Below are 24,145 nucleotides of genomic sequence, written 5' to 3'. Positions count from 1 at the left end.
CAGAATAGAGAGGAATCTCTGGCCCCTTGTTGTTTCTCTTCCACATTTTGTGTCGCCGATGTCTCGCTCTCGCCTCGGACCGCTCGCCCTAGAATCCAAGCTAGGTGCCCATCCTTCGCAGTCCTCGGTCTGGAGTGCCGTGCATGTGGAGCAGCGGATTCGGTTGGCGATCAAAGTCTTTTCGCTGCCGCTGGGAGGGACGACGGAGTCGCGGAAGGAGCTGGCGGCGGAGTGGGCGCGGCTGAAACAATTGCAACATCCGGCGATCGCCCGCTGCTACGGCGGCGGGTTTGAAGAGACCGACGCCTACTTGGCGTACGAGCTGGTCGAGGGTGAAACGCTCGCCCAACAGATCGAACGCCGCGGGCGGTTGCCTTGGGAAACGGTGCTCGATTACGCCGACAATCTGATCGCCGCGATGGTTGTGGCGCACGATCAACAGATCATTCACGGAGGGCTTGAGCCCGACAAGATCATGATCGAACCGTTGGGTCAGGCGCAGATCCTCGACTTCCGCGTCGACCGCTACGATTCGCCCTACCACACCAATCAGCCTGCATCGTTGTTGCACTACGCTTGCCGGGCCCCCGAATTGATCACGTCGACAAGCAATCTGTCGGTCAAATCGGATCTCTATTCGCTCGGCGCGATCCTCTATTTCGCTTTAACCGGACGACCGCCAATCTCCGGGGATACGCCCGAAGCGGTTGCTGCGGCGAGCGCCACCGAAGTCCCATCGCCGATCAATGCCGTCGTGATGGAATGTCCGATCTGGTTCGCTGCCGTCATCGACCAGTTGTTAGACAAAGATCCCGCCGGGCGACCGTTTGGAACGCAAGCGGCTCAGTTGGCCTTTGTCGAAGTCCGCCGCAAATCGGCGTCGGGAGTTGGCGTGGCCGAACACGCTTCGGCCGGCTTCAGTCCGCTGAACATGAAAGTCGACAAACAGGAAGCGAAGAAGGTGTTGGGGCGAGCCGACGATGGCGTGCTCAAACCTGTCGACGGCGCGTCGTTCTACGAGAAGGCATGGTTCCTGCTGTTCACGTTAGTCGTCTTGATAGGCGTCGCGGCATGGTTCTTCGTTCCACCGAGCGAAGACAAATTGCGAGCCAGCGCCGAACGGATGTTGGCGACCGAGAACCGGACCAATCTGCGGATCGCCAAAGACGAGTATCTGATGCCGATGACGCGTCGCTTCCCCGATGGAAAACACATCGATTGGGCGATGGAACAGATCGACCAGATCGACATGCTGGAAGCTGAATACCAATTGGGGATCAAGCTGAAGCATGGCCGTCCGATTCGCAACGAGGCGGAGCGGTTGTATTCACAGGGCCGCGAATACGAACAGTTTGGCGATATGGTCTCGGCGCTCGATCAGTACAAAAACATGGTCACGCTGTTGGATCCCGAGGATGAAAAATCGCGGCCCTACATCAATCTCGCTCACCGCCAGATCAAGACGATCGAACGCGAAGGGACCCAGTCGGGCGTGCGGGTCAAATTGATCGAAGCTCGGTTGTCCGAAGCCGAATCCTTGGAAGCTCAAGGCCGTCAGATCGAAGCTCGCAAGATCTGGTACAGCATCGTCGAACTGTATGCCGACAACCAAGAGATGCAGCGGCAAGTGCAGATCGCCCAAGACAAGCTGCGCGAAGTGACCGAGAAGTCCAAGCCACGGGAATCCGACAGCAGCGATGAGTGATCCATCGACCTCTACGCCCATCGAAGCCGAAATCGTCTCGGCAACACCGGTCGCCGACGCGCCGCAGCCCGATGCAAAGCACTGGATCGAGGAGCTCGCCGACAACCGCGCGATCGTCCTCGGCACGCTGTTTTTAGTGACCGGAGTGTTGGGGCTGCCGCTGTTGTGGATCAGCCGCCAATTTACGCCGCTGCAAAAATGGCTGCTCTCGATCGTCGTCACGATCTACACGCTGGTCCTGATCGTGATCGTCGCCGTGGTGCTGATGTGGAGCTGGAACCGGATCCAGCAATCGATCGCCAGCAGCCCGGCTCGCCCCCACGCGATACGCGTAGCGGGCTAAGCGGAAGAGAAGCGAGGCTCGGGAGAGTCGCGTTGGCCCGTACGACGATGGGCGCGCTACGCGATGATATCGTTGACAACTCGCCCGGCGACATCGGTTAGGCGGAAGTCACGTCCTTGGACGCGATAGGTCAGCCGCGTGTGATCGAGACCAAACAAATGGAGCACAGTGGCATGCAGGTCGTGGACGTGGACAGGGTTCTCGGCCACATGCCATCCGATATCGTCGGAAGCTCCGTAGGTAAAGCCCGACTTAACGCCCCCCCCGGCCATCAGAATGGTGAACGCACCGGGGTGATGATCGCGACCGGTCACCTTCTTGTACCCCGGCCGATTCTCGCCCAAGGGAGTTCGGCCAAACTCCGATCCGACAATCACCAACGTGTCGTCGAGTAGTCCGCGCTGCTTCAGATCCTTGATCAGTGCGGCAATCGGTTGATCGGCCATCAGGCTGTTGTGTGTCAATTCGGGTTCGAGTCGCGAGTGGTGATCCCATGACGAGTGAATGATATTGACGACACGGACACCACGTTCCACCAATCGCCGCGCCATCAAGCAATCGTAAGCGAATTCACGGAAGAGGCCTTTGCCTCCGCGGTTGCTCTTAATCTCAGGCTCTTTGCGATCGAAGCCGTACATGTCGAGCGTACTTTGGGACTCGCTGGAAAGATCCGTTAGTTCGGGAGCCGACGATTGAAGTCGGAAGCCGAGTTCATAAGCTTTGATCCGGCTGATCAGTTCGGAGTCGCCGGTGTGGTCGATCCTTTGACGATTTAACGTGTTGATGAAGTTCACCGAAGATCGCTGAATTTCATCCGTGATTCCCTCGGGATTCTGAATGTTATTGACGGTTTGCCCTTCGCTGCCGAACAACACACCGGAATACGATGAAGGGAGAAAACCGCTCGACCAACTCGCCGAGCCGCCGGGGATGCCGCGTCCTGTCGTTGCCAGTGAAACATAGGCAGGTAGATTCTGCGATTCACTTCCCAATCCGTAACAAAGCCAAGAACCCATACTTGGCCGCCCGGCAATCGCCGAACCGCAGTTCATCAGCAGTTGGGCAGGCACATGATTAAATTGGTCGGTATGAACCGAGCGGACCATGCACAGGTCGTCGGCGCAACTTGCCAGGTGGGGAAGAAGGTCGGAGAAATCCATACCGCACTTGCCGTGCTTAGAGAACTTCCGCGATGTCCCCATGATGCGTGCCGTTTCCTTTTGCAGGAATGCGAACTGCATGTTTTCGAGCATCGATTCCGGCAATGGCTGGCCATCGAGCTTGTTCAAAGTTGGCTTGGGATCGTAAAGATCCATCTGGCTGGGCCCGCCTTCGAGATAGATATAGATACAGTTCTTCGCGCGGGCCGGAAAATGCGAGTCCCTCTTAACGAGTGGATCCACGCGTTCATCGGCCGCCGCGTTCGATACGATCTCTTCCGGGGCAAGCAGGTTCGAAAGCGTTACAGCCCCCATGCCCCAGAGCGATTGAAATAGAAAGTCGCGGCGTGCGCGTTGGCTGGCGGATTGATAGGCAAGCATATTCATGGTGGTCATCTTTTTCGATTCTTCCGCTAGGGGCGGGTGATAAACTCGTCGAGATTCATCAGGCTTCGCGCCAATAGAACCTGAGCGGCTTGCTGAATGAGAGACGCGCTGCTCTTCTCGTCGTTCACAATCGCTTTCAGATCGGATTGCTTGCTGTTTTCCAGGGAATCGAGCAACTCCCGATAGAACTCCTGCGAGGCTGCCAACTCTTCGCTGGTCGGATTTCGTGAGAGCATGCGCTGAAACATCTCGGAAATCCAAGCGTCTTCTTCGGCGGCAAGCTTTTGCTGCCCAAGCGACTGAGCACACTCAAAGAAAACCGGATCGTTCAACAGGGTGAGCGACTGCAGGGGAGAGTTCGAGATCTCGCGAGCTGCACACGCGGACGTCGAGTCGGGACCGTCAAATGTAGAAAGCATCGGAAACGGAGTAGCCCGGCGGAACAGGATATACATCCCCCGTCGATACTTCTGTTCTCCACGACTCACATCCCAGCTCTGATTTCGACTGATCGAAGTCAGGCGTTTATTCATCGGTGGGCGAATACTGGGGCCGCCGATGTTCTTTGAGATCAAGCCGCTCACCGAGAGAGCCAGATCGCGAATGATTTCCGCTTCCAAGCGATATCGAAACTGGCGGCCCAGCAAACGGTTCTCGGGATCCACTTCCTTCAGTCGCTGAGTCTGTTGAGAACTTTGGCGATAGGTCGACGAAAGAACAATCGTCTTGATCAGTGACTTTCGGCTCCATCCGTTTTCCTGTAGCTCGCCTGCTAACCAATCGAGAAGCTGAGGATGCGTCGGCGGATCCCCGGCGACGCCAAGATTGTCTTCGGTCCGAAACATTCCCTCCAGAAATAGATGCTGCCAAATGTGATTTGTGGCTGTCCGCGCGGTCAGCGGATGCTCCGGATGGAATAGCCACTTCGCCAAGTCCACACGATCCGCGTCCTTCTCGCTTGATTCCAGTGGAGGAAGAAAACTAGGCGTCCCTGGATAGACCTTATCGCTTGGTTGTCGGAAGTCGCCGCGATAGTGAATGAATGTTTGGCGTGGCTTGCGGCGTTGCTGCACGGCGGGGGCGACAATTTGTTTCGGCGCCGGTCGTTTGCTGGCCAGATCTTCGTACTCGGCCAGTCGTGATCGTGTGTCGTCCGGCAGGTCGGCAAGCCAGTGTTCGAGCGACTCCTTCTCCTCCTCAGTGCGATGTTTCTCTGGCTTGGCCAACGTATCCAAACGCTGGTCGACCAACTCTTTCTGAGCAGGATCCAAGGAAACCAGGTCCTGCAGAATCTTCGCAACGATCTCGTCGATCTTTTCTTCCCGTTGCTTGGCCTCTTGGGAATCTTCGGCGACTTGGTCTCGATAGCCAAGGACGACTTTGTCACTCTCGAGATTGTTGAAGAACGCGTAGAGTTGATAGAACTCCTGGTGCGTCAGCGGGTCGAATTTATGGGTATGGCATTCGGCACACCCGACCGTCATGCCCATCCAGATCGTTCCGAATGTACTGAGCCGGTCTACCGTTTGGGCGACGCGGTCGGCCTCTTTATCGACACCCGCTTCGGTATTTTCCATGGCGTTGCGATGGAAGCCAGTGGCAATCCGCTGTGATTCCGTCGCGTCCTCCAACAAGTCACCAGCAATTTGTTCCGTCGAGAACTGATCATACGGCAGATCGTTGTTGATCGCTTCGATCACCCAGTCGCGGTAACGCCAGGCCTCCGGTCGAAGCTCGTCTCCCAAATATCCGTTGCTGTCGGCGTACCGAGCCAGGTCGAGCCAGTGGCGTCCCCAACGTTCACCGAAATGCTTCGATGCAAGCAGCCTGTCAACGATCTGCCCGTAGGCTTCGTCATTGGGGTCGCTGGCAAACTCTTGAACCTCTGTATAGGTCGGTGGAAGGCCGATCAAATCGAGATAGAGTCGACGCATCAACTCTTCTGGTGAAGCCTCGGGACTGGGAGACAACCCGGCCGCTTGAAGCTTCGCCAGCACAAACGCATCCACTTCGTTGCGTCCCCAGCCACCCTTTGTTGACAGTGGGGCAGCCGGCTTATGAATTGGCTGAAACGCCCAGTGCAAAGAATATTTTGCGCCACTCTCGACCCAGCGTCGAAGGATCTCTTTCTCGTCGTCCGACAAAGACTTGCCCGTTTCCGGGGGAGGCATCTGCAGGAACTCATCCTTCGTGACCACGCGGGCCATCAGCTCGCTTTGGTCAGCGTCGCCGGGCACGATCGCCCTGCTGCCGCTATCGAGTTCTTCAACCGCGTGCTCGCGCGTGTCGAGTCGCAGTCCTCCCTCACGCGTCTCTTCGTCAGGACCGTGACAAGCAAAGCACTGTTTCGACAGAATCGGGAGAACCTCGCGAGCAAAGTCGGGAGCTTCATCTGCCCCAACGGAACTTGCACAGAGAATCAGGATGATCAGGGAAACAACGACCGTTCTATGTACCATGGGCAACGGTATTCTGCATCAGGAATATAAGGGAGGGAGCCAACAAAAGTTCATTGGCGTATATCAGGTAGGCTGCAACTATAAATCGTAGTGACCGCGACCGACTTCATGTCAAAAACGTCGTACCTAACGGAAAAATTTCCAGGAGAGGTGCAGCGCCCGGTAATCTTCTTCTTCAGGCTTGCGTAGCTAACTTCTGTCCTAGAGAGACCTTACGCTGCTCCAATAGCTGCAATTGAAGCGCTCGCCAACGCGAACCAATCCGAAAATGTACTTGTTTACCGGGCCGTGATGGGTAATGGCAGTGCCAGCGGCGTAGGGCTGAGCAGTTGATGGCGGATGAAGTCGAACGGGTCGGCCAGTCGTTGCTTGCAGGTTTGCATCACACTCATGATTCGGGATTGTGCCAACGCTCCGGACTCGGTTCGATTTCCGCCCCAGACTTTCCGATTCACCACGGCGGGACGAATCGCTTGCTCGCCTCGCCAGTTCGTCGCATCCGCACCGGGATGCCGAAGAAAGGTGTACAGGTCATGTAAGTGCTTCTCGAGGAACTTTGCGAATCGTTCATTGGCCCTGTGGGTCTTCCGATGGCGGACCAAGTCCCACATCTGCATTGTCAATCTTCCTGCCATCACCTTCATGCCATGAACGCCCACTTCATCTCGCCGAAAGCGATTGCGAAATTCAAAACCTCGCAACAACAACTTCTTCACGCCGCGCGGAAACGCCAACGCAACACCCGTCCCGCTTTCGATCAGCGATTCACATCGCCGAAGCAGGTGCGCGAAGCATTGTTGATGAGTCGCCGAAGTGAATTTGTCGTAGACCGCCCAGCCATCGTGTCCGAAGATTCCAGACCAATCCATCCCCAGCAGTCGTTTTGCCGGTCCGATGCTTCGCGTCGGGTCCACCTCGTAGCACGTGGCCGTCAGCCCGACGAAGGCGTGTAGCCAAGCCCCACGTCCATCCACTCGCCAGCCCGTTTCATCACCTACGACCTGCGGTGAACCTCGCACGGCATCACGAACTTGTTGGTCAGCCTGCTCGAGTCGATCCGCCGTGCGAAGCATACTGCGACAACTGGTGCTCCGACTGACGTGGATTTCAAAGAGCATTTCCAGCAGGCGTTTGACTTTGCCATGACTGAGCCCGAGTTCTTTGTTGAGCAGCGTCATCGCGGCGTGGACATTCGGGCCAAGTTGAGCGGCGGCAGCGCCCACGGCGCCGGAAGTTTGCAATTCGTGTCGGCTCTGAACATGGCTTCCGCATCCACTGCAACGGCCAGCGTCAATATTGAATTGTCGGTTGATGACGGTGCGAGGGATCTCGGTTTGGAATTGGACGAGAGTTTCGGTTTTCGTCAGTTCCTTGTGACCGCAATCGGGGCAGCATGCGGGCAGCGGAACATCGTAGGTCTCGTCGATCACCTCAGGCACGGCTCGGCGATGGTGATTGCCGTGATCCTCGCCACTCTTGCGTCCCGGTTTCTTCGGATCGGATTTTCGTTTCTTGCGAAAGGGAGCCGCTTGGCGTTTACCTTCGCGTTCAACCTTTTCGAGACGTGCAGTCAATATTTCGATCTGCTTGACCAGCATTTCATTGATCGCCTGCTGTTGCTCAAGTAACGTCTTGCAGTCGGGACAATCGGTCGTAATCTTGGGGACATTCATGACCCGCGAATTTTGATCGATTTACCCTGTTTTCGACAACACCAGTTTTTGCCCCGGTAAACAAGTACTCCGAAAAAACAATGCGTTTTTGTCGGATTGTGCCATGAAAGGTTATGCATTCCCGACGATTTAGGGGTGACGATTGTCTTTTTCTTTACTTGTTTAACAAGCCGAAGAGTCTATCACACGTCGTCACTATCATTTCCACTACTTCCAAAGGACTCATATCATGTTGCGGTTCCATCCTTTCCGTCGACACGGATTCACCCTAGTCGAGCTCTTGGTCGTCATCGCCATCATCGGCATCTTGGTCGGGCTTCTTCTTCCCGCCGTGCAAGCCGCCCGCGAAGCAGCCCGGCGGATGTCGTGCGGTAACAATCTGAAACAGATCGGCCTAGGACTGCATAACTACCACGACACCTTCCAATCGTTCCCGATCGGTTCGCGACATTCGAAGGGCGACTTGGCGAACCCAGGGTTTGGTGTCTCGTGGTGGCTAGGGCTGTTGCCGTTTGTAGAGCAGGGCAATCTATCCGACCAATTGACCGTTGATGGTAATCACCCGGGCAGCCTGTCCAACGGTGGCGGTGGCGCATATGACGGTCACGCCGTGAATGGACCGATCATCGACGGGATCGAAATCGACGTGATGCTTTGCCCCTCGAGCCCACTGCAAGCCGTTCGCAGTTCGGGTTATTCCTACACGATTACCTGTCCGCAATACACGGGCATTTCGGGAGCCGCCAACGATGCGTTGGGCTTTAACCTGAATCCTACCAATCGCCAGTGGGTCGGTTATCAAAGCGGGATTGTTTCGCTGAGCGGCATGTTAACCCCACTCAACTCCATCAAAATGCGTGATGCGACCGATGGGCTTTCCAACACGCTCATTGTTGGCGAGCAGGCTGATTTCGTCGTCGATACAAATGGCAATCGTACGGCGACCATCAACAACCACCAGGGATTCATGTGTGGCATCAATAAGACAGCATTCGGATTTACCGAACGCACTTTCAATACGACCACCATCATGTATCCGATCAACGGATCGTCCTTGAGCCTAACCGGCGTGAAGAACAACGACGGCACCAACAACGGCATCTTCTCGGCTCACCCTGGCGGGTCATTAGTTGCGATCAGCGATGGGTCGGTGCGTTTCGTAAGCGAAAATCTCGAGCTACGAACACTAAAACTCCTGGCGACACGCGATGATGGTCAGGTCCTTGGCGAATTCTAGTCATTCCCCAAGACGCAGTACTCGGCGCCAGGCATCGCGATGATTTACGAGCGGTTGACTGGCTCCGAGTCCTTCACTTGTAAACTTTGCCGATTGTCTTTCCAATGCAACACTTCACCTTGTTTCGATCTCAACTGAAACCATCTAGATTCTTAGGGCTGATCGTTTTGCTACTCGCATCGACTGGTGAAATAGAAGCCGTGGATCCATCGCCCCAAGAGTTGCCCAACTCATCCGTCGATCCGCGATATATCGAGGCAGAATTCGTCAGCACGTTCGACAGGACGATGCAACCGCTTCGCTACGCACTTCCTCCAAAAAGCCAGGATGCAGAGCGCCCCGTTCTCGTGTTCCTGCATTCCTGGAGTAGCGACTATCATCTGCATAAACCCGAGTGGCTGCGTGCCGCTTTGAGTCGCGGTTGGATCTTTGTCGAGCCCAATTTCCGCGGTCCCAATGACAACCCAGAGGCCTGCGGTTCAGCAGCAGCACGTGCCGATGTGTTGGACTGCGTCGAATTCGCGATCAAGCATTTGAATGTTGACACGAATCGGATCTACCTTGCAGGTGCTTCGGGAGGCGGTCATATGACGATGTTGATGGCAGGCCGGCATCCGGAGCGATTTACCGCGGCTTCTGCGTGGGTTGGAATCAGCGATTTGAAGAAGTGGTATGAACACCATTCACCCAACGGCATCCCTCAGAACTATGCCAAGAAGGTTGCCAAGTGCTGTGGCGGTGCTCCAGGTGTCAGCAAGCTGGTGGACCAGCAGTACTACCAGCGTTCCCCGATTCATTGGATCACCAACGCGGGAGATCTACCACTCGACATCGCCGCAGGTGTACACGATGGCCAGTCCGGCTCGGTACCATTCCAACACTCGGTCCAACTCTATAACGCAATTGCCAAAAGCCATGCCGCTCCTCTTGTGAGCGACGCAGAGTTGCAGCAGCTTTGGGACCAGGGCAAACTCACCAAACCCCAGGCCCAGGACACGGCAGAGGACCCAACTTATCGACGAGACATCAAACTTCGACGGAAGACCAACAACGCACGCTTGACCATCTTCGAGGGAGGCCATGAAGGACTTGCCGAAGCGGCTTGCGCCTGGTTGGAAGTCCAGCGGCGACCTACACACCTGTCGTCCGTCCCTGAGTAACTCCCACTCTACTAAGACATCCATACCTTACACTGTTTTTTAAACGCAAATCCCACAGGTGATCCACTATCATGTTTTCAGGCCGTATCGTCTTGCTTTGTTTGATTGCCGGTGCCTTGAGCCTGGGATGCAGTCGTGCACACAATCTTCCCGGAGAAACGGGCACCGTGAAGGGACACGTTAGCTACCGCGACGGGACCATTCCTGAAGGTTCCTCGGTCGTCATGCTTCACAAGGGAACCGGAATTCCTGCCGTCGGCGTGACAGATTCCGACGGCAACTTCACAATGATCATGCGAGAAGGCCCCGACGTTCTCGTCGGTGACTATGTTGTCAATATCCGGCCGCCGGGCGAGATTGATGATAACGTATTGGAGATCACCGCTGAGACCGTACCGCCGCTCTGGAATGAGGTCCCACAAAAATACTGGAATCCATCGACCAGCAACGAGGCCTACACAGTGAATTCAGGTACCAACTTTTACGAGTTCACGCTAACTGACAATTAGATCGCCAAGGAAGGCCCGTGCCAATCGCGAATTCGATGCGTTATCGGAGAGTTGTCATGTCCGAGCTTGATTTGTCAGCGCAAAGTAATGCGGACGGAATGAATCAAAAAGTAGAACAATTGAACGAGGATGCCGAAGCCCGAGAGATGGAGCTGCGTCTGGAGTTCGAACAGATGCTACAGGCTTCACGGGATAAACTGATGCTCTACCTGGTCGCGCTCGTGAGCAATGTCGCGGATGCGGAAGACCTTTGTCAGCGGATAAGCCTGGTGATGTGGCAGAAATTTTCCGATTACGACCGTTCACGTAGCTTCCTGTCGTGGGCATGTGGGATCGCACGATTCGAAGCGTATAACTTTCGTCGGGCGCGTGTCGCAGATCGAATGCTTTGGCGAAACGACCTGCCAGAACTATTGGCCAGCACGCTCGAGAATTTAGACCAAGCCCCATCGCATCAGCGATTGTCGGCATTGCGAAATTGTGTGCAGGCACTTCCCGAGCGAGAGCAATCCTTTGTCTGGCAAATCTACTGGGAAGGACGCTCGTTCGATTCCATTGCGCAATCGCTGGGATGCTCGGTTCGCACGTTTTACAACCGAATGTATTTACTCCGGCGTCGATTGTCCCATTGTGTCGCCAGGCGTTCGAAGGCCGAATAGTACAAATATTTGACAGAGCCCGACGCGGATTGTCCAAAGAGAGGGCGTTATGAGCGATTCAGAATTTCAACGTATTTCATCGTTATTCGAGGCGATCATCGCCGGCACGCTAACTCTTCAGCAAAAAGAAGATCTGGAGTGTGCCCTTGTCGAGTCCGAGCCGCTGCGTGTCGCCTATCTGCAGGCCATGAGCATGCATCTCGATTTAGATCAACTGAGCCGCTCGGATGAAGACATCCCGGAACTCGTAAAATCAACCGAGGAAACCTTGGTCCCGGACAAGCACAACCTGTGGCGCAGCAGGATCTTTCAGGCTGGTTTGGCTGCCAGTATTCTGGTCTTGGTCTCACTCCTCACGGTTTTGTTGACAACGCCCCAATCAAATCCCGTCGCCGTAGTTCCCCAAGGTGGCGACGAGGATCATTCGCCAAAGACGGTTGCGGTGGCCAACGCAATACTCCTTAGCCAAGGTGGCGATCCCACAACCGGCGGCCAGAAAGTAACGATTGGCAAGAACTATGTTCTCACCGAGTGGGTCCTTGGAATCGAGTTTGCATCGGGGGCCCGTGCCGTCATTCAGGCGCCGAGTGGCTTCACCGCAGAAGGTCGCCAGTCGCTGCGTGTACGATCGGGAAAGTGTTCGGTCGATGCGCCCCCTGGGGCCGAGGGGGTCGACCAGGGAACGCGCTGCGCAACCGGAATTGCGGAGACGGGCGAAACTCAACTCGTGGCGATCGACGGGGAAGCGACGCTGTCTTCCTTGAAACAACGCACACGTCCGACCATGCACTTACGTAGCGGCGATATGGCGCCGGAACCCGGCATGCCCCCGCATCGATCGAAGGGTTCTCTTCCCTCTCGGGCCAATTTAGATCGCTTACCGGATCGCATCATTCGCTACGAAGCAACGTTCATTGACTCATACGCCGACGAATTACTCACCCTTACGGTTCAACGAAATGGCGTCACCAGCACGATCGACCGCGACGATCTCATTCGGGCTCGCGTTGTGCATTTTGAATCGGGGAAAAATGCGGCTACGTTTTGCACGAAGATGGGAGACCACCTGCCGACAGGAGAGGATCGCTTAAAGCTCCTGCACGGCGACTTTAGTCTGGTCACGGGGATCATCAATCCATTCGCCCGTCCCGGTCGAAAGGTTTCCATGCGGGTTGAGTTCGAAGAGGCAATCGTCAATGCACCAGGCCCCGACATTGTGATCTTCGATCTCCAACTCCTGGTCTACGACCCCAATGGCGACAAGCTGGTCTTGCGATCAGGCGACGAGCGTCAGAACCGCCCTACATTGACTGTCGAGCAGTTCGATATTGGACTGAACTCCCCGTATGCGCTCGACCTCTTTCCTCATTGCACGTATCGCGCGCAGGAAGCCACCCGTTCGATCGACGACCTGAAGCAAAACGCGTTCATTCATGGTCGTCAGATCAACATCGATGCACGTGCCCTCGCGGTCGCGATCGATTTAAGCAACCTCGGCTATGAGGAAGGAGAGTCGCTGCAGAGGCTCGAATTCCTAAACACCTCAGGCGGTATCGATCCCGTCCTCATCGTCGGCTTGCGACCATAATGACGGCGATGGAACCATAAATCCCATCCCCGCAATATGTCCAACGGGTAGGCGCATTTCAGACATTTGTCCTTCACCCGAACCTTCGCCGTTTTGTTGTTCTTCCATAGGCTTGGGCTCGTTCTTCTCCGCGGGCTGAAGTTGCTGCCCCGCTCACACACGATCCCCGCGCCAGCGGCACGACCGTCGCTGCCTCAAACGTTCCCCATCGCGTAGCGAGACGCCCCCTCTTCACTCTTTCCAGCCCTGCGATCGCGAGCTTCGATTACCAGAGGCTTAGGGAGCATTCACGCCGCCCGCTGGAGGGGTTTGTCGCGGGGACCAAACGTGTCCAAACGCCAAATATCCTCTTCGTGGACAACTGAATTGTTGGTGATAGCATTGATGTTTCACCGATACATCAAGTTCATGGTGAGGGAGCGATGTCTGTGCAACTGCAATTGTGGGATGAGCCTGCAAAAACGCTAGCATTTCCGGAAAGGAAGGCTCAGCCGCCGGTGGAACCACCGCTGGCCGCGGGTTCTGCCGAGCTAGCTGCCGCGCCGCCAGACGCCAAAACTGACGTTTTTTCCACACTGCAATCTTGCTCGAAAAACGGTGAGCAGGACGAGTGCCAGCCGCCCGCAGCCAAAGCGGACGTTTTATCGAGCTTGCGAAAGCAGCTACGCCGCGTCGAAGCGGCTCGGCGTCCCGAATCGCAGGCCATCTCTTCGGGCATCGAACCGCTGGACGCACTGCTCCCCCAAGCCGGTTATCCCCCTGGTTCATTGGTCGAATGGATCGACGTCGGGCACGCCGGCGGTGCGGCTTGGTTGTCGCTGACCGGTGCGGTCGCAGCGCATCGGCACACCGGCGGCAAGGTCGTGATCGTCGACACCGAGCGGACGTTTTATCCCCCCGCCGCGATCGCTGCGGGGTTGCCAGCCGATGCGATCGTGCTGCTGCAGCCCAAGTCGCGGGAAGACCTGATCTGGTCGCTCGACCAATCGCTTCGCTGTTCCGCGGTGGCGGCGGTTTGGGGACGCATCGGGAATCTGCAGGACAACGATGCCCGGCGGTTGCAATTGGCTGCCGAAACGGGAGCCACGTTGGGGATGTTGCTGCGGCCAGCGACAGCGATCCGGCAAACCAGTTGGGCTGAGGTCCGTTGGCTGGTCCGCGGAGTCGTCCCCCGATCGGCTGCCCCGACCTCCATCCTGACGGCGAATTCCGACCGCTTGCTGGCCGTGCGGTTGCTGCGTGCCCGCGGGGCTACGGCCGGACAGCAATTGATGCTGCAGATCGATCAACAGTCGCGAATCGTTCGCAAGGAACTGCCACGTGAATCCAAGAGTGCTCAGCATTTGGCTGCCGAATTGGCCCATCCAAAGACTGCACGCCGCCAGCAATCTGCCCGCCGGGCCTGATCGCCCGCCGCTGGTCTTGATCGCTCGCGACCCTCGCCGCGGACAGCGCGTCGTCGCCTGCTGTCGCCGCGCCGCGATGGCGGGGATTAAAGTCGAGATGTCCGGGGGCGAAGCGACTTCGTTGATCGAAGCGGCAACCGATGCGCAATCGACGACTCAACCGCACGACGCTCAAGCCGACCTCGACGCGCTGCAGGAACTCGCCGCCGCCTGCACCGAACGCTTCAGTCCGCTGGTCGGCCTGGAACCGCTGGGCCCACGCCCTTGGGCGGGCCAGCTGCTGCACATGCCGCAAGGCTTGGTGATGGACGTGACCGGAATCGGTCCGTTGTTCGATGGCGAAGAATCGCTCTGCCACCAGATCGATGATTTTTTCCACAGCCGCAACCTGCAGGTTCGGATCGCGCTGGCCAGCACGTTAGCTGGCGCGTGGGGTTTGGCCCGAAGCCCCGCCTCGCGTCGCAAGACCGTCGAAACAACAAAACGTTATTGCATCACCAAACCGGAAACTGAGTTCCATCACTTAGTCTCGATGCCAACCCGCGCGATGCGGTTGGAACCGGCTTGTGTCGAGACGTTGGCTCGGCTGGGGATCGAGCAATTTGGTCAATTGCTGCGACTCCCTCGTGAAGGACTTGCCACGCGGCTGGGTGCCGATTTGATGTTGCGGATCGACCAACTGTTAGGTCGCGCCGACGAACCGTTGCCCGTCTACCACCATCGCCTCGAAGATCATGTCAGCATCGATCTGGAGCATCCGACGCGCGACACGGAGATCCTGATCTACAGCAGCGAACAATTGATGCAGCGGTTGGTGAAGGGACTGCGACGACGTGGTCACGGCGCGCTGCGGATCGCTTGCCGGTTTGAACTGCTGCAGCACGAAGCGGTCGAGATGCGATTGAGCTTATTCGCCCCGACCGCCGACGACCAACACCTCAACCGTTTATTGGCCAATCATTTCGGCCGCCAGCGGTTGCCGGCCGACGTCCATCGCGTGGCGGTCTCCGCGACGTTAACCGCTCCGCTGCAGCAACGCCAACCCGACCTGATCGGCGACGCGTCGACGCATGCCAACAGCGCCCCGGCGCTAGCTAATCTGATCGACAACCTGGCGGGACGACTGGGGCGACAATCGGTGTTGGGAGTTCGAGCGACGCGGAATCCCGAACCCGAATCAGCCTACCGCACTCAACCGTTGACTGGCCAACCGGTCGGTGAGATCGCGCGGATGCGACGCGGCGGCAGCCGATCGGCCGTTCGAAAATCATCCCGTTCGACGAAGCCGCGGGGATTTTTTAACGAGCAATCCGACAGCGAAAGCTTTGTCCCCTCGCCGCACGACCCGCTGCGTCGACCGATCCAATTGTTGAAAGAACCGATCGAACTGACGGTCCTCAAGATCGAGCGAGGGACGCCGCCGATGCTGTTCGGATACCGCGACCGTCAACTGCAGACGCATCGTTTTTGGGGCCCCGAGCGAATCGAGACCGCTTGGTGGAGCGGATCGATGATCCGCCGCGATTACTTCCGCATCGAGACCAATCAAGGCGATTGGTTGTGGGTCTATCGCAAACTGACGACCAGCCAATGGTATCTGCACGGACTGTTTGGTTGATTGGCGACGACGACGACGCCGGCAAGTCGCAAAGCGACGAAATGGACGCAAGTCCCTGAAACACCCGCCCGGCGAAGCCAGGGAGGGTCGGAAAACGAGCGTTTAGCGACGTTTTTCGGGGACGGCATTGCCATGTTTCGAGATGCTTGAAAATCGTCGGCGGACTCCCCTCCCCGAACCTCGCTTCGCTGGTTCGACCCTCCCCTCAAACTACGTTTGGGGAGGGTGAAGTAATGGGTTGCTTCACCCGCCCGGCGAAGCCAGGGAGGGTCGAAAAACGAGCGTTTAGCGACGTTTTTCGGGGAGGGCCTTCCGCTGGTTCGAGATGCTCGAAAATCTCCGCCGACTCCCCTCCCCGAACCTCGCTTCGCTCGTTCGACCCTCCCCTCAAACTACGTTTGGGGAGAGTGAAGTAATGGATTGCTTCACCCGCCCGGCGAAGCCAGGGAGGGTCGAAAAACGAGCGTTTAGCGACGTTTTTCGGGGAGGGCCTTCCGCTGGTTCGAGACGCTTGGAATTCCCCGCGGACTCCCCTCCCCGAACCTCGCTGCGCTGGTTCGACCCTCCCTACCAAACTGCGTTTTGGGAGGGTGAAGTGATGTGTTGCTCCTGCTTCACTCAAAAAACGGCGAGAACGCTTCGATCTGAGTAAGCCAAGGGTTTGCTAGCAAAACTTGGTTTATAGAAAAGACTTCGATCGATTGGACTTGCCTTTGCAGGTCAGGTACGGACAATAGCCTGTCGTTGAACCTCAAGAACCCTCGGTTTCATTCCGCTGCGACGACTCCGGGCGATGTGAAACCTAACCACCTGCCTTTCCGATACCAAGGAGTATCTACCCGATGCGAAATTTCGCTGCGATGCTTGCCGTAACACTGTTGGCCACCGCCACGTTGAGCGCTGCCAATCCTGTTGTTGTCGATATGAAGACCTCGATGGGGCCGATCCAGATCGAGATGTATCCCGACAAAGCTCCTGAGACTGTCAAGAACTTCGTTAACTACGCGAACCAAGGTTTCTACGACGGCACGATCTTCCATCGCGTGATCGATGGGTTCATGATCCAAGGCGGCGGATTTACGCCCAACATGCAAGAGAAAGAAACCGGTGCGATGATTCAAAACGAATCGACCAACGGACTCAAGAACGACAAGTACACGATCGCCATGGCGCGGACTCCGAATCCTCACAGTGCGACCAGCCAGTTCTTCATCAACACCGGCACCGACAACGGTTTTTTAAACCGGGCCAGCGCTCGCGACGGTTGGGGATATTGCGTGTTTGGCAAAGTGACCAAGGGAACCGAAATCGTTGACGCGATCGGCAAAGTTGCCACCGGAAACGTCGGCCCTCACGGCGACGTCCCACGCACTCCCGTGATCATCGAAAAGGTCACGATCGCTCAATAGGCGATGCCTCTCGGCGAATCATCGCCTGTTGTTGTCCCGCTGCAACGCGAACGGTCGCGTTGCACGTTGGTGGGTCAAAAGGCGATGAAGAACCGCCCCTCTCTGTCACGCCGCTCGTCGTGACGTATCAATCGCTTCAGTTATCGCGATCGCATTCGATCCGCCACACCAACATCCTTCAACAGAATGATTGGCGGAGCGATTTGAACTCGATTACATTAAAGCTCCTCATCCCCTATTCTGGAGCTTTGGTGCATGCGATCCGTAAAAATCCTGTTTGCCTTTGTCGCGCTGTTGTACGGCAATTCAGCAGTTGTTGCCGACAACCCACAATCGCTGATCTCCAACGGCAATTTTGAATCCGATTCCGATACCAACCGGTGGCCCGATGGCTGGCCACGCGTCGACGACGGCACCTGGGTCGAGGAAGCGGGGAATCGCTTCCTGCGGCTCCGCAGCCCCGAAGCTGGCAAGATGGTGATGCTGTATCGAGAGATCGCCATCCCGGAGGGAGTCGAGGCGATCGAGTTCTCATGGCGGCAGCGGATCACGGGGTTAAAAGTTGGTAAAAATTCGTGGTTCGACGCCCGCGTGTTATTGGAGTTTCTCGACGCCGATCGCAACAAGGTCGCTCCCAATCCATCGGCTCCCGCATCGCGGAAAGACACCGACGGCTGGCAGCAGCGCCGCACTGCGTTCCTGGTTCCCGAAGGGGCGCGGACGCTGAAGTGGATGCCTTGTCTGTTCCAAGTTGCGGCGGGAACGTTCGACCTGGATGACATCACGTTACAAAGAACCGACGCCGGTCCGCTGCGTGCGGCGGCGGCAAAAGCGGCTGCGGAGAGGCTGGCGAAACAGCAAGCTTCCGCTGCGAAGCGACGCGAAAAGGCAGCAGAGCTGTTGGCCGAACAGGGCACGCTGATTCTCAACGGCGACTTCGAATCGAACACCAAGCAGTCCGATTGGCCCGACCATTGGGGACGCCCCAAATCGGGCAGCTGGATTTCCGAAGCGGGGAATCATTTCCTGCGACTCGACGCCGTCGCGGGCGAATTGGTTTCGGTCTACCGAACCGTCGATATTCCCGCCGACGTGCAGGCGTTAGAACTCTCCTGGCGACAGCGTGTGACGGGGCTTCAAAAGGGGAAGCTCCCCTGGTACGACGCCCGCATCATGTTGGACCTGATCGGAATCGATGGCAAGAAACTCAAACAGCCTTCGCCTCCTTATACTCAGAAAGATACCGACGGCTGGGTCCGGCGGAGCAGTCAATTTCTGGTTCCGCCCGAGGCGCTTTCGTTGGCGTTGATGCCCAGCTTGTTTCAAGTGCAAGCGGGGCGGTTGGATCTGGATGATCTGACGCTACGCCCCGTCGACCCGGCGCCTCTGTTGGCCAAGGCGAAGCAGCGCGCCGCCGAAATCGCCGCGCGACACGTTCCCTTTGAAAAGCCCGACCAAACCAAGTGGCCTTCGCAGCTGAAGGTCGTGGGCAACCGCGTCCACGATGTCGATGGCAACGAGGTTTGGCTGCAAGGCGTCAACGTGGGAGGCCTGGAAACGCTGCCTCACGATCGCCAGATGATCAAGTCGGCTGTGGTCGCAATCGATCAATGGAAAGCCAACGTGATCCGCGTGCCGATGAAAGAATCGTTCTGGTACGGCCACAGCCCGTACCAAAAGGACGAAGGAAAAGAGTACCGCGAGATCATCGACCAGATCATCACCCTGGCCGCCAATCGCGGTGCTTACGTGGTGATCGATCTGCATCGCTACCGCGCACCGAAGCAGGAGCACGCCGATTTCTGGGTCGATTTTGCCACCCGGTACAAGAACCATCCGGCCCTTCTGTTCGACCTGTTGAACGAGCCGCATGGGATCTCGTGGAAGGTTTGGCAACGGGGAGGTCGCGTGGAGACGCCCGATGCCGTCGACGAATCGGCCTTCTTGAGCGATGAAGAGAAGCGAAAAAACAGCGGCTTCGAATCGATCGGCATGCAAGCGATGGTCGACGCGGTGCGATCGACGGGGGCAAAAAACATCGTCATCGCTGGCGGAATCTTCTGGTGCAACGATCTGTCGGGGATCACGCAGGGCTACGCGCTGCAGGACCCAACCGGGAACGGGATCATGTACTCCTGGCACACTTACAACTGGCATACCGATTGGGAAGCCAAGGTCCTGGCGACGGCGGCCAAGCATCCGATCCTGTTAGGTGAGGTGGGGGCGGACATCAACAAGATGAACTTCATTCCCGCCGACGCCCAAGAGGATCCCTACACGTGGGTTCCCGACATGTTGGGCTTTATCCAACGCCATCGATTGAACTGGACCGGATGGTGCTTCCATCCCAAAGCAACGCCGGTGATGATCTCCGATTGGAGCTACACACCGACGCCTTTCTGGGGCCAGTTTGCCAAAGAAGCCCTCTCGGGCAAACCGTTTGAACTGCGCCGCACCCGCTGATCGCAACGCTTCAGACGCGATACCGATCCGAGGCGTTAGGCGAGCGAACGCTTTAGCACAGCCATCGTCTCGGCTTGTCGTTGCTCGACAACTTTGCGAGCCGCGGCGGCGCGTTGCTTCGCCTGGTCGGGGTTTTGAGCCATCTCGCGGACGGCGGGGACGATCTTCGGCATGTCGGCGGGATTGTCCAGATCGAACAGCCACTGGCCCAATCCGATGTCTTCCCACATGTAGCCCTTGGACGTCTGTTCGGCCCAGCGGCAGACGATCGCCGGGATGCCGTGGCCGATGCACATGATCGGTGAATGCATCTCGTTGCCAAACAGCCCCGCACTTTGCACATACGTGCTGACCGCTTCCCCCGTCAACCAATAGTTCGGCCGCCAGACGACGCGTTCGCGGATCTCCGCCGGCAGCGGATCGACCAACATCTCTTTGCCGACCTTCATCTGCGTTTGGTCTTCGGGACAGACCAAAACTTTCAGATCGGTCGTCTTGACCACCTCGACGATCGCGCGACGCAGCTGCGCATGATCGTGCTCTTTCATCGCTTCGTTCCGCGCGTGCTTCACCTCATCGAACGGACGATCCTTGATCGTCCAATACGGCGTATAACGCAGACGCGGAATGCAGCACAGGAACTTGCCCGGCTGCAGATCGTTGGCTTTTAAGAAGGCGTTCGCTTTTTCCGGTTCCCGCAGATCGCAAGCAAACGCGCCGTCGGGACCAAATTCCATGATCTTCGATTGGCAACCCTTTTCTTTGGCCAGAGCCAGCGAATGCGAATCGCGGAAGAAAACAAACTCGGCACCGCTCAGCACCTCAATCGTCTTCGCCATCGCAGGTTCCGTCGTCGGTTTCGTGGAAGCCGATCCCTTCGACGGTAGCGTGATCCCATAGACGCCATACGGCTTTTGCGTCTCGTCGCGCCAACGAATCACATCTTTTTGAGCAACCAACGAAGGCCCTGAACCGTGCAACAGAAACTCACACTCTTCAAAAGCCTGCTTCCGCTGGTCGGCGGTTTTGATGATCTTCAGCTTCGGAAACTCCGCCCGCAACAACTCTTCGACTCCATTGTCGACGCGGCTCGGCCACAACGTGATCTCCGCGTCGGGCATGTGAGTCCGCAGGATTTGCAGCACACCGGGTGTGTGAGCGATGTCGCCGATGTTGACGGTTTGCCAAGACGATCGCAGCAGGATCTTTTTCTTGGCGTTTGTCGGTGCCGCGGAATCGTCGGCAGCCATCGCCGCACCCGCGGTCGCGAGCCCCAGCATGGCCAGGGCGTCGCGTCGATTGAAGAGGTTTTTATTCATGAGCTCTGAAAAATTGGGGGATTCGATATGCAGAAATCACTCTGCATCCCAATTGTCTTTGCTCAATAGGCTTCCGGCAAGGATCTTTGCCGGATCGACGACCACATGTTTGATCCGCTGACGCTTCCAGGTGTAACTGATGTGGACCAAGCCATCGTCGGATTGGATGATCGCGGGGTAGCTGAATTCACCCTTTTCATCCCGTTCGACAACGCCGACCTTGTGCCACGCAAGGCCATCGTCGGAGATCGCCAGGTTCAGCAGACCGCGTCGTCCCCAGCCGGTTTTGCCGCTGCCAAGGTGATTGTAGATCATCAATTGGCGGCCATCCTTGAGTGTCACTACGTCGATCCCCGAGTTCGGATTCGGCATGTCGATCGGTTCCAGCTTCGACCACGAAGCACCCTCGTCGTCGGAGAAGCTGCTGACGATCACGCTCTCCTTGGTCCGGCACAGCACCTGCAAACGCCCATCGGCGTGCTGCAGAATCGTCGGCTGGATCGCGTTAAAATTGGTCGCCGGTTCAATCGGGCCAACACGTTTCCAGGTGCCGCTGGGCTGGCCATCGGTCAGCGTTGTCGATTCGAAGTGGATCGTCCAACCGTCGTATTCGGTCGACGAACCCGACAGCAGCGTCTTGCCGTCGGCCAACAGGATCGGCTTGCAACGGACCGGGCCATCGATCCCATCGGGCAATCGTTTGCGCTCGACAAACGAACGTCCACGGTCGTAACTGACCATCACCTCGCCCCACCAAGTTTGTGGGTCGGGGCCAACTTTGAAGAACAGCAACGTCGGCCCATCGCCAGGCGATTGATAGAGGACGGGATTCCAGCAGGGATACCGAAGCCCATCGTGCTGCACGCCGTTGGCCCATTCCCTCGGTGACGACCATCCGTTTCCATCGTGATAGCTGACCCAGATGCCAACGTCTTTATCCTTCTCTCGCGTTCCACCGAACCACGCGGCCACCAGCCCACGATTGGTCTCGCAGATCGTCGACGCATGGCACTGCGGGAAACTGGCTTTGGTGTAAACGAATTCTTCGCTGACAAAGCCAGGGAATTTGGGCTCCTCGATCGCCTTAGGTTTTGCAGCCACCAGCTTCTCCTCGGGATAGGTGATGCAGTCGTTGTGGTCGGCGAAATAGAGTCGTCCGTTTTCGGCACCGATCAACAGATCGGGTTTGCCGTCGCGATTGAAGTCGCAGACCGAAGGACTTGATGTGTGCCCAGCGACGTTCCGCCGGGCCAGATTGCCGACCTTCTTCAGTACGATCTTGCCATCGCGATCTTCGCAGTTGCGGTACCAAAGAGCGTTCTGCGAGTTGACCAGCACGTCCAATCGCCCGTCGCCGTCCCAGTCGACAACCGTCAGTTTGACGCGTCCCGAACTGCCACACGACCTGGTGTTCAACTGCAACGGTTGATTGTTCTCGTCGACAAAAATGCGTTCGGCAGCTTTGCCACCGCGTCGCAGCGTCAGGAATCCTTCTTGATCCAGCATCACCAGATCGACGCTAACATCGGCATCGAAATCGATGGCAAATGGAGTCGTCCGCCACTGGGTCAACGTGTCCGACGCCAACGTCTGCCACCAATACCATCGTGGCGGAGCTTCGCGCTGTCCGGTCTCCAACGCAGTGTCGATCAACACGCCATCGTCGTTCCGCAACACGCCGACGCGAGAGAGGATTGAGTTGTAGATGACGTCGGGATCTTGATCGCCATCCCAATCGGCAACCGAAAGCGTCGTGTAACCCCACTTCGCTTCGCACGGTCCCTGGATCGAACCATCGCTGCCGGCGAGGACTCGGAAGACCTTCGAACTGTCAGCCGATTCGCTCTGCTTCGCCTCCAACAGTTTAGGAGCAGCCCACTTGGGCGCTCCGTTTTCGCCGGCGCCAAGATTCTCGAACAGGCCGATGTATCCCGCCGTGTTGCCACACAGGATGTCTTCGTCGCCATCGCCATCCCAGTCGTAGACCGCGGGGGTCGCCAACGCACCAAACTTCAACGTATCGGATTCCTGTTGAAAATAGACGGGAGCCAAGAAGACCGGCTTGCTGCCGCGCATCTGGCCACTGTTTTCGACAAGCGCGACGCGACCATCTTCATCTCCGACGATCAAATCGAGATCGCCATCGCCATCCCAATCGAACGCGGTGGGAGTGATCATCTGCAGATCCATCACCAACGGCTTGCCGGTATCGTCGGCCAGCTTGCTGCCGGCGGCGTATTCTGGCTGGGTCCGCGTGCCGATGTTCTCGAAGTAGGTGAAGCCGTCCAGGAATTCACCGCACAACAGGTCGAGATCGCCATCGCCATCGAAGTCGGCGAAGTTGGGGGAGGGCCAGCCGTAGACGTCGATGGCGCCGCCACCAGCCTGCAATTTGACAGGCTTGTCGGAATACTGCGGCGCCTGATCGCTGCCACCGTTCTCGATCAAGTAGATGTAACCACGCAGCCGTCCGTTGTGCCAAAGGCCATTGCGATCGTAGGCGTTGTCCCACACGTATTCCGACCAATCACCGGCACCGACGACGATATCGTGATCGCCGTCGCCGTCGTAATCGACGTATCGCCACATGTTTCCGCGAACGTTGTTTTCGTGGACGTTCCCCTTCGGATAGATCTGTTTTCGCTTGTCGAAGGCAAACGCACCGGTCGCTTCGTCGCGGGGGTATTCAAAACAGGTGTTCAAGATCCGCGGCTTGCCATCGACGTAGCTGACCTGCATGTTGTGCGAGGTCTTGCCGACGTGAACTCCGGGGCGAAAGACCGGCATCTTTTCGGCCGGGTCTTGCGACGGATTTTCGAAGTAGTAGACGCCGTTGGAAGGTTTGTCGGGACACGCCACCAACAGATCGATATCCCCGTCACCGTCGTAATCCATCGGCATCGGCCAGGCCCACAGCCCAACGCCCAGATCGACCTTCAGGCCGGGGTTGTTGTATTCCAGTGGCAACAATTTCCAGTCGTTCTCTTGAGCGCCAAGGCAACTGGCAAACATCAAGACTGCAAAAATTGGCAGCCGGTTTGGGATTCGTG

16 protein-coding genes are annotated in these 24,145 nt (G+C 57.2%); 11 read left to right on the top strand and 5 right to left on the bottom strand.

The features are described from left to right. The first annotated feature begins 58 nt into the window (after positions 1-58). Both Poly24_RS00415 and Poly24_RS00410 read left to right on the top strand, forming a co-directional pair. Positions 59-1,705 (top strand): serine/threonine-protein kinase, encoded by a 1,647-nt coding sequence (locus Poly24_RS00415; protein WP_145088905.1) that lies wholly within the window; start codon positions 59-61, stop codon positions 1,703-1,705. Continuing rightward, positions 1,698-2,048 carry a hypothetical protein gene (locus tag Poly24_RS00410; protein WP_145088902.1) on the top strand — a complete coding sequence of 117 codons (351 nt, stop codon included), beginning with the start codon at positions 1,698-1,700 and terminating at the stop codon, positions 2,046-2,048. The genes Poly24_RS00415 and Poly24_RS00410 overlap by 8 nt, the downstream gene beginning before the upstream one ends. Positions 2,049-2,104: 56 nt before the next feature. Here Poly24_RS00410 and Poly24_RS00405 read toward each other — a convergent pair whose 3' ends face one another. The 3 genes from Poly24_RS00405 to tnpC form a co-directional block, all read right to left on the bottom strand. Further along, positions 2,105-3,604, bottom strand: coding sequence for a DUF1501 domain-containing protein (locus Poly24_RS00405; RefSeq protein WP_231753385.1), 1,500 nt, complete (start codon positions 3,602-3,604; stop codon positions 2,105-2,107). A 17-nt stretch (positions 3,605-3,621) separates the two neighbouring features. Then, complete coding sequence (locus Poly24_RS00400; RefSeq protein WP_145088897.1) at positions 3,622-6,054, bottom strand: PSD1 and planctomycete cytochrome C domain-containing protein; 2,433 nt, start codon at positions 6,052-6,054, stop codon at positions 3,622-3,624. Between the two features lie 278 nt (positions 6,055-6,332). Next, positions 6,333-7,652, bottom strand: coding sequence for an IS66 family transposase (gene tnpC / locus Poly24_RS00395; RefSeq protein WP_231753667.1), 1,320 nt, complete (start codon positions 7,650-7,652; stop codon positions 6,333-6,335). A gap of 304 nt (positions 7,653-7,956) precedes the next feature. Here tnpC and Poly24_RS00390 point away from each other — a divergent pair, with 304 nt between their 5' ends. From Poly24_RS00390 to Poly24_RS00350, 9 genes are all read left to right on the top strand, one after another. After that, complete coding sequence (locus Poly24_RS00390) at positions 7,957-8,964, top strand: DUF1559 domain-containing protein (protein ID WP_145088890.1); 1,008 nt, start codon at positions 7,957-7,959, stop codon at positions 8,962-8,964. A gap of 104 nt (positions 8,965-9,068) precedes the next feature. Then, the gene (locus Poly24_RS00385) at positions 9,069-10,124 is read left to right on the top strand and encodes an alpha/beta hydrolase family protein (RefSeq protein WP_145088887.1); all 1,056 of its coding nucleotides are present in this window, start codon (positions 9,069-9,071) and stop codon (positions 10,122-10,124) included. Positions 10,125-10,195: 71 nt separating this feature from the next. Then, positions 10,196-10,633, top strand: coding sequence for a carboxypeptidase-like regulatory domain-containing protein (locus tag Poly24_RS00380; protein WP_145088884.1), 438 nt, complete (start codon positions 10,196-10,198; stop codon positions 10,631-10,633). 98 nt (positions 10,634-10,731) lie between these two features. Next, positions 10,732-11,292 (top strand): sigma-70 family RNA polymerase sigma factor, encoded by a 561-nt coding sequence (locus Poly24_RS00375; protein WP_197452214.1) that lies wholly within the window; start codon positions 10,732-10,734, stop codon positions 11,290-11,292. Positions 11,293-11,341: 49 nt separating this feature from the next. After that, entirely contained in the window at positions 11,342-12,880 is a 1,539-nt protein-coding gene (locus Poly24_RS00370; protein ID WP_145088878.1) for a hypothetical protein, read from the top strand. A gap of 422 nt (positions 12,881-13,302) precedes the next feature. Next, positions 13,303-14,286: an ImuA family protein gene (locus tag Poly24_RS00365; RefSeq protein ID WP_145088875.1), complete on the top strand. Its 984-nt coding sequence runs from the start codon at positions 13,303-13,305 to the stop codon at positions 14,284-14,286. Then, positions 14,201-15,904, top strand: a complete 1,704-nt coding sequence (locus Poly24_RS00360; protein WP_197452213.1) for a Y-family DNA polymerase — start codon at positions 14,201-14,203, stop codon at positions 15,902-15,904. The genes Poly24_RS00365 and Poly24_RS00360 overlap by 86 nt, the downstream gene beginning before the upstream one ends. A gap of 842 nt (positions 15,905-16,746) precedes the next feature. After that, a complete protein-coding gene (locus tag Poly24_RS00355; protein WP_145088869.1) occupies positions 16,747-17,313 on the top strand; it encodes a peptidylprolyl isomerase in 567 nt (188 codons plus the stop codon). Positions 17,314-17,568: 255 nt separating this feature from the next. Then, positions 17,569-19,776 (top strand): glycoside hydrolase family 5 protein, encoded by a 2,208-nt coding sequence (locus tag Poly24_RS00350; protein ID WP_145088866.1) that lies wholly within the window; start codon positions 17,569-17,571, stop codon positions 19,774-19,776. Positions 19,777-19,811: 35 nt separating this feature from the next. On the opposite strand, the gene Poly24_RS00345 is transcribed toward Poly24_RS00350, so the two are convergent. Both Poly24_RS00345 and Poly24_RS00340 read right to left on the bottom strand, forming a co-directional pair. Further along, positions 19,812-21,095 carry a polysaccharide pyruvyl transferase family protein gene (locus Poly24_RS00345; protein WP_145088863.1) on the bottom strand — a complete coding sequence of 428 codons (1,284 nt, stop codon included), beginning with the start codon at positions 21,093-21,095 and terminating at the stop codon, positions 19,812-19,814. Positions 21,096-21,131: 36 nt separating this feature from the next. Beyond that, on the bottom strand, positions 21,132-24,107 hold the full coding sequence (locus Poly24_RS00340) for an exo-alpha-sialidase (RefSeq protein ID WP_145102529.1): 2,976 nt from the start codon (positions 24,105-24,107) through the stop codon (positions 21,132-21,134). Positions 24,108-24,145 lie beyond the last annotated feature (38 nt).

The organism is Rosistilla carotiformis, assembly GCF_007753095.1.
Classification (GTDB): domain Bacteria; phylum Planctomycetota; class Planctomycetia; order Pirellulales; family Pirellulaceae; genus Rosistilla; species Rosistilla carotiformis.
Note: the sequence above shows the minus strand (reverse complement) of the source record. Positions and strands in the feature narration are given on the sequence as shown.

Excerpts from the sequence above, each read along its gene's own strand:
- Poly24_RS00385 (WP_145088887.1), top strand. The coding sequence starts at position 9,069 with ATGCAACACTTCACCTTGTTTCGATCTCAACTGAAACCATCTAGATTC.
- Poly24_RS00380 (WP_145088884.1), top strand. The coding sequence starts at position 10,196 with ATGTTTTCAGGCCGTATCGTCTTGCTTTGTTTGATTGCCGGTGCCTTG.
- Poly24_RS00410 (WP_145088902.1), top strand. The coding sequence starts at position 1,698 with ATGAGTGATCCATCGACCTCTACGCCCATCGAAGCCGAAATCGTCTCG.
- Poly24_RS00400 (WP_145088897.1), bottom strand. The coding sequence starts at position 6,054 with ATGGTACATAGAACGGTCGTTGTTTCCCTGATCATCCTGATTCTCTGT.
- Poly24_RS00415 (WP_145088905.1), top strand. The coding sequence starts at position 59 with ATGTCTCGCTCTCGCCTCGGACCGCTCGCCCTAGAATCCAAGCTAGGT.
- Poly24_RS00350 (WP_145088866.1), top strand. The coding sequence starts at position 17,569 with ATGCGATCCGTAAAAATCCTGTTTGCCTTTGTCGCGCTGTTGTACGGC.
- Poly24_RS00345 (WP_145088863.1), bottom strand. The coding sequence starts at position 21,095 with ATGAATAAAAACCTCTTCAATCGACGCGACGCCCTGGCCATGCTGGGG.
- Poly24_RS00370 (WP_145088878.1), top strand. The coding sequence starts at position 11,342 with ATGAGCGATTCAGAATTTCAACGTATTTCATCGTTATTCGAGGCGATC.
- Poly24_RS00405 (WP_231753385.1), bottom strand. The coding sequence starts at position 3,604 with ATGACCACCATGAATATGCTTGCCTATCAATCCGCCAGCCAACGCGCA.
- Poly24_RS00355 (WP_145088869.1), top strand. The coding sequence starts at position 16,747 with ATGCGAAATTTCGCTGCGATGCTTGCCGTAACACTGTTGGCCACCGCC.
- tnpC (WP_231753667.1), bottom strand. The coding sequence starts at position 7,652 with ATGCTGGTCAAGCAGATCGAAATATTGACTGCACGTCTCGAAAAGGTT.
- Poly24_RS00390 (WP_145088890.1), top strand. The coding sequence starts at position 7,957 with ATGTTGCGGTTCCATCCTTTCCGTCGACACGGATTCACCCTAGTCGAG.
- Poly24_RS00340 (WP_145102529.1), bottom strand. The coding sequence starts at position 24,107 with ATGTTTGCCAGTTGCCTTGGCGCTCAAGAGAACGACTGGAAATTGTTG.
- Poly24_RS00365 (WP_145088875.1), top strand. The coding sequence starts at position 13,303 with ATGTCTGTGCAACTGCAATTGTGGGATGAGCCTGCAAAAACGCTAGCA.
- Poly24_RS00375 (WP_197452214.1), top strand. The coding sequence starts at position 10,732 with ATGAATCAAAAAGTAGAACAATTGAACGAGGATGCCGAAGCCCGAGAG.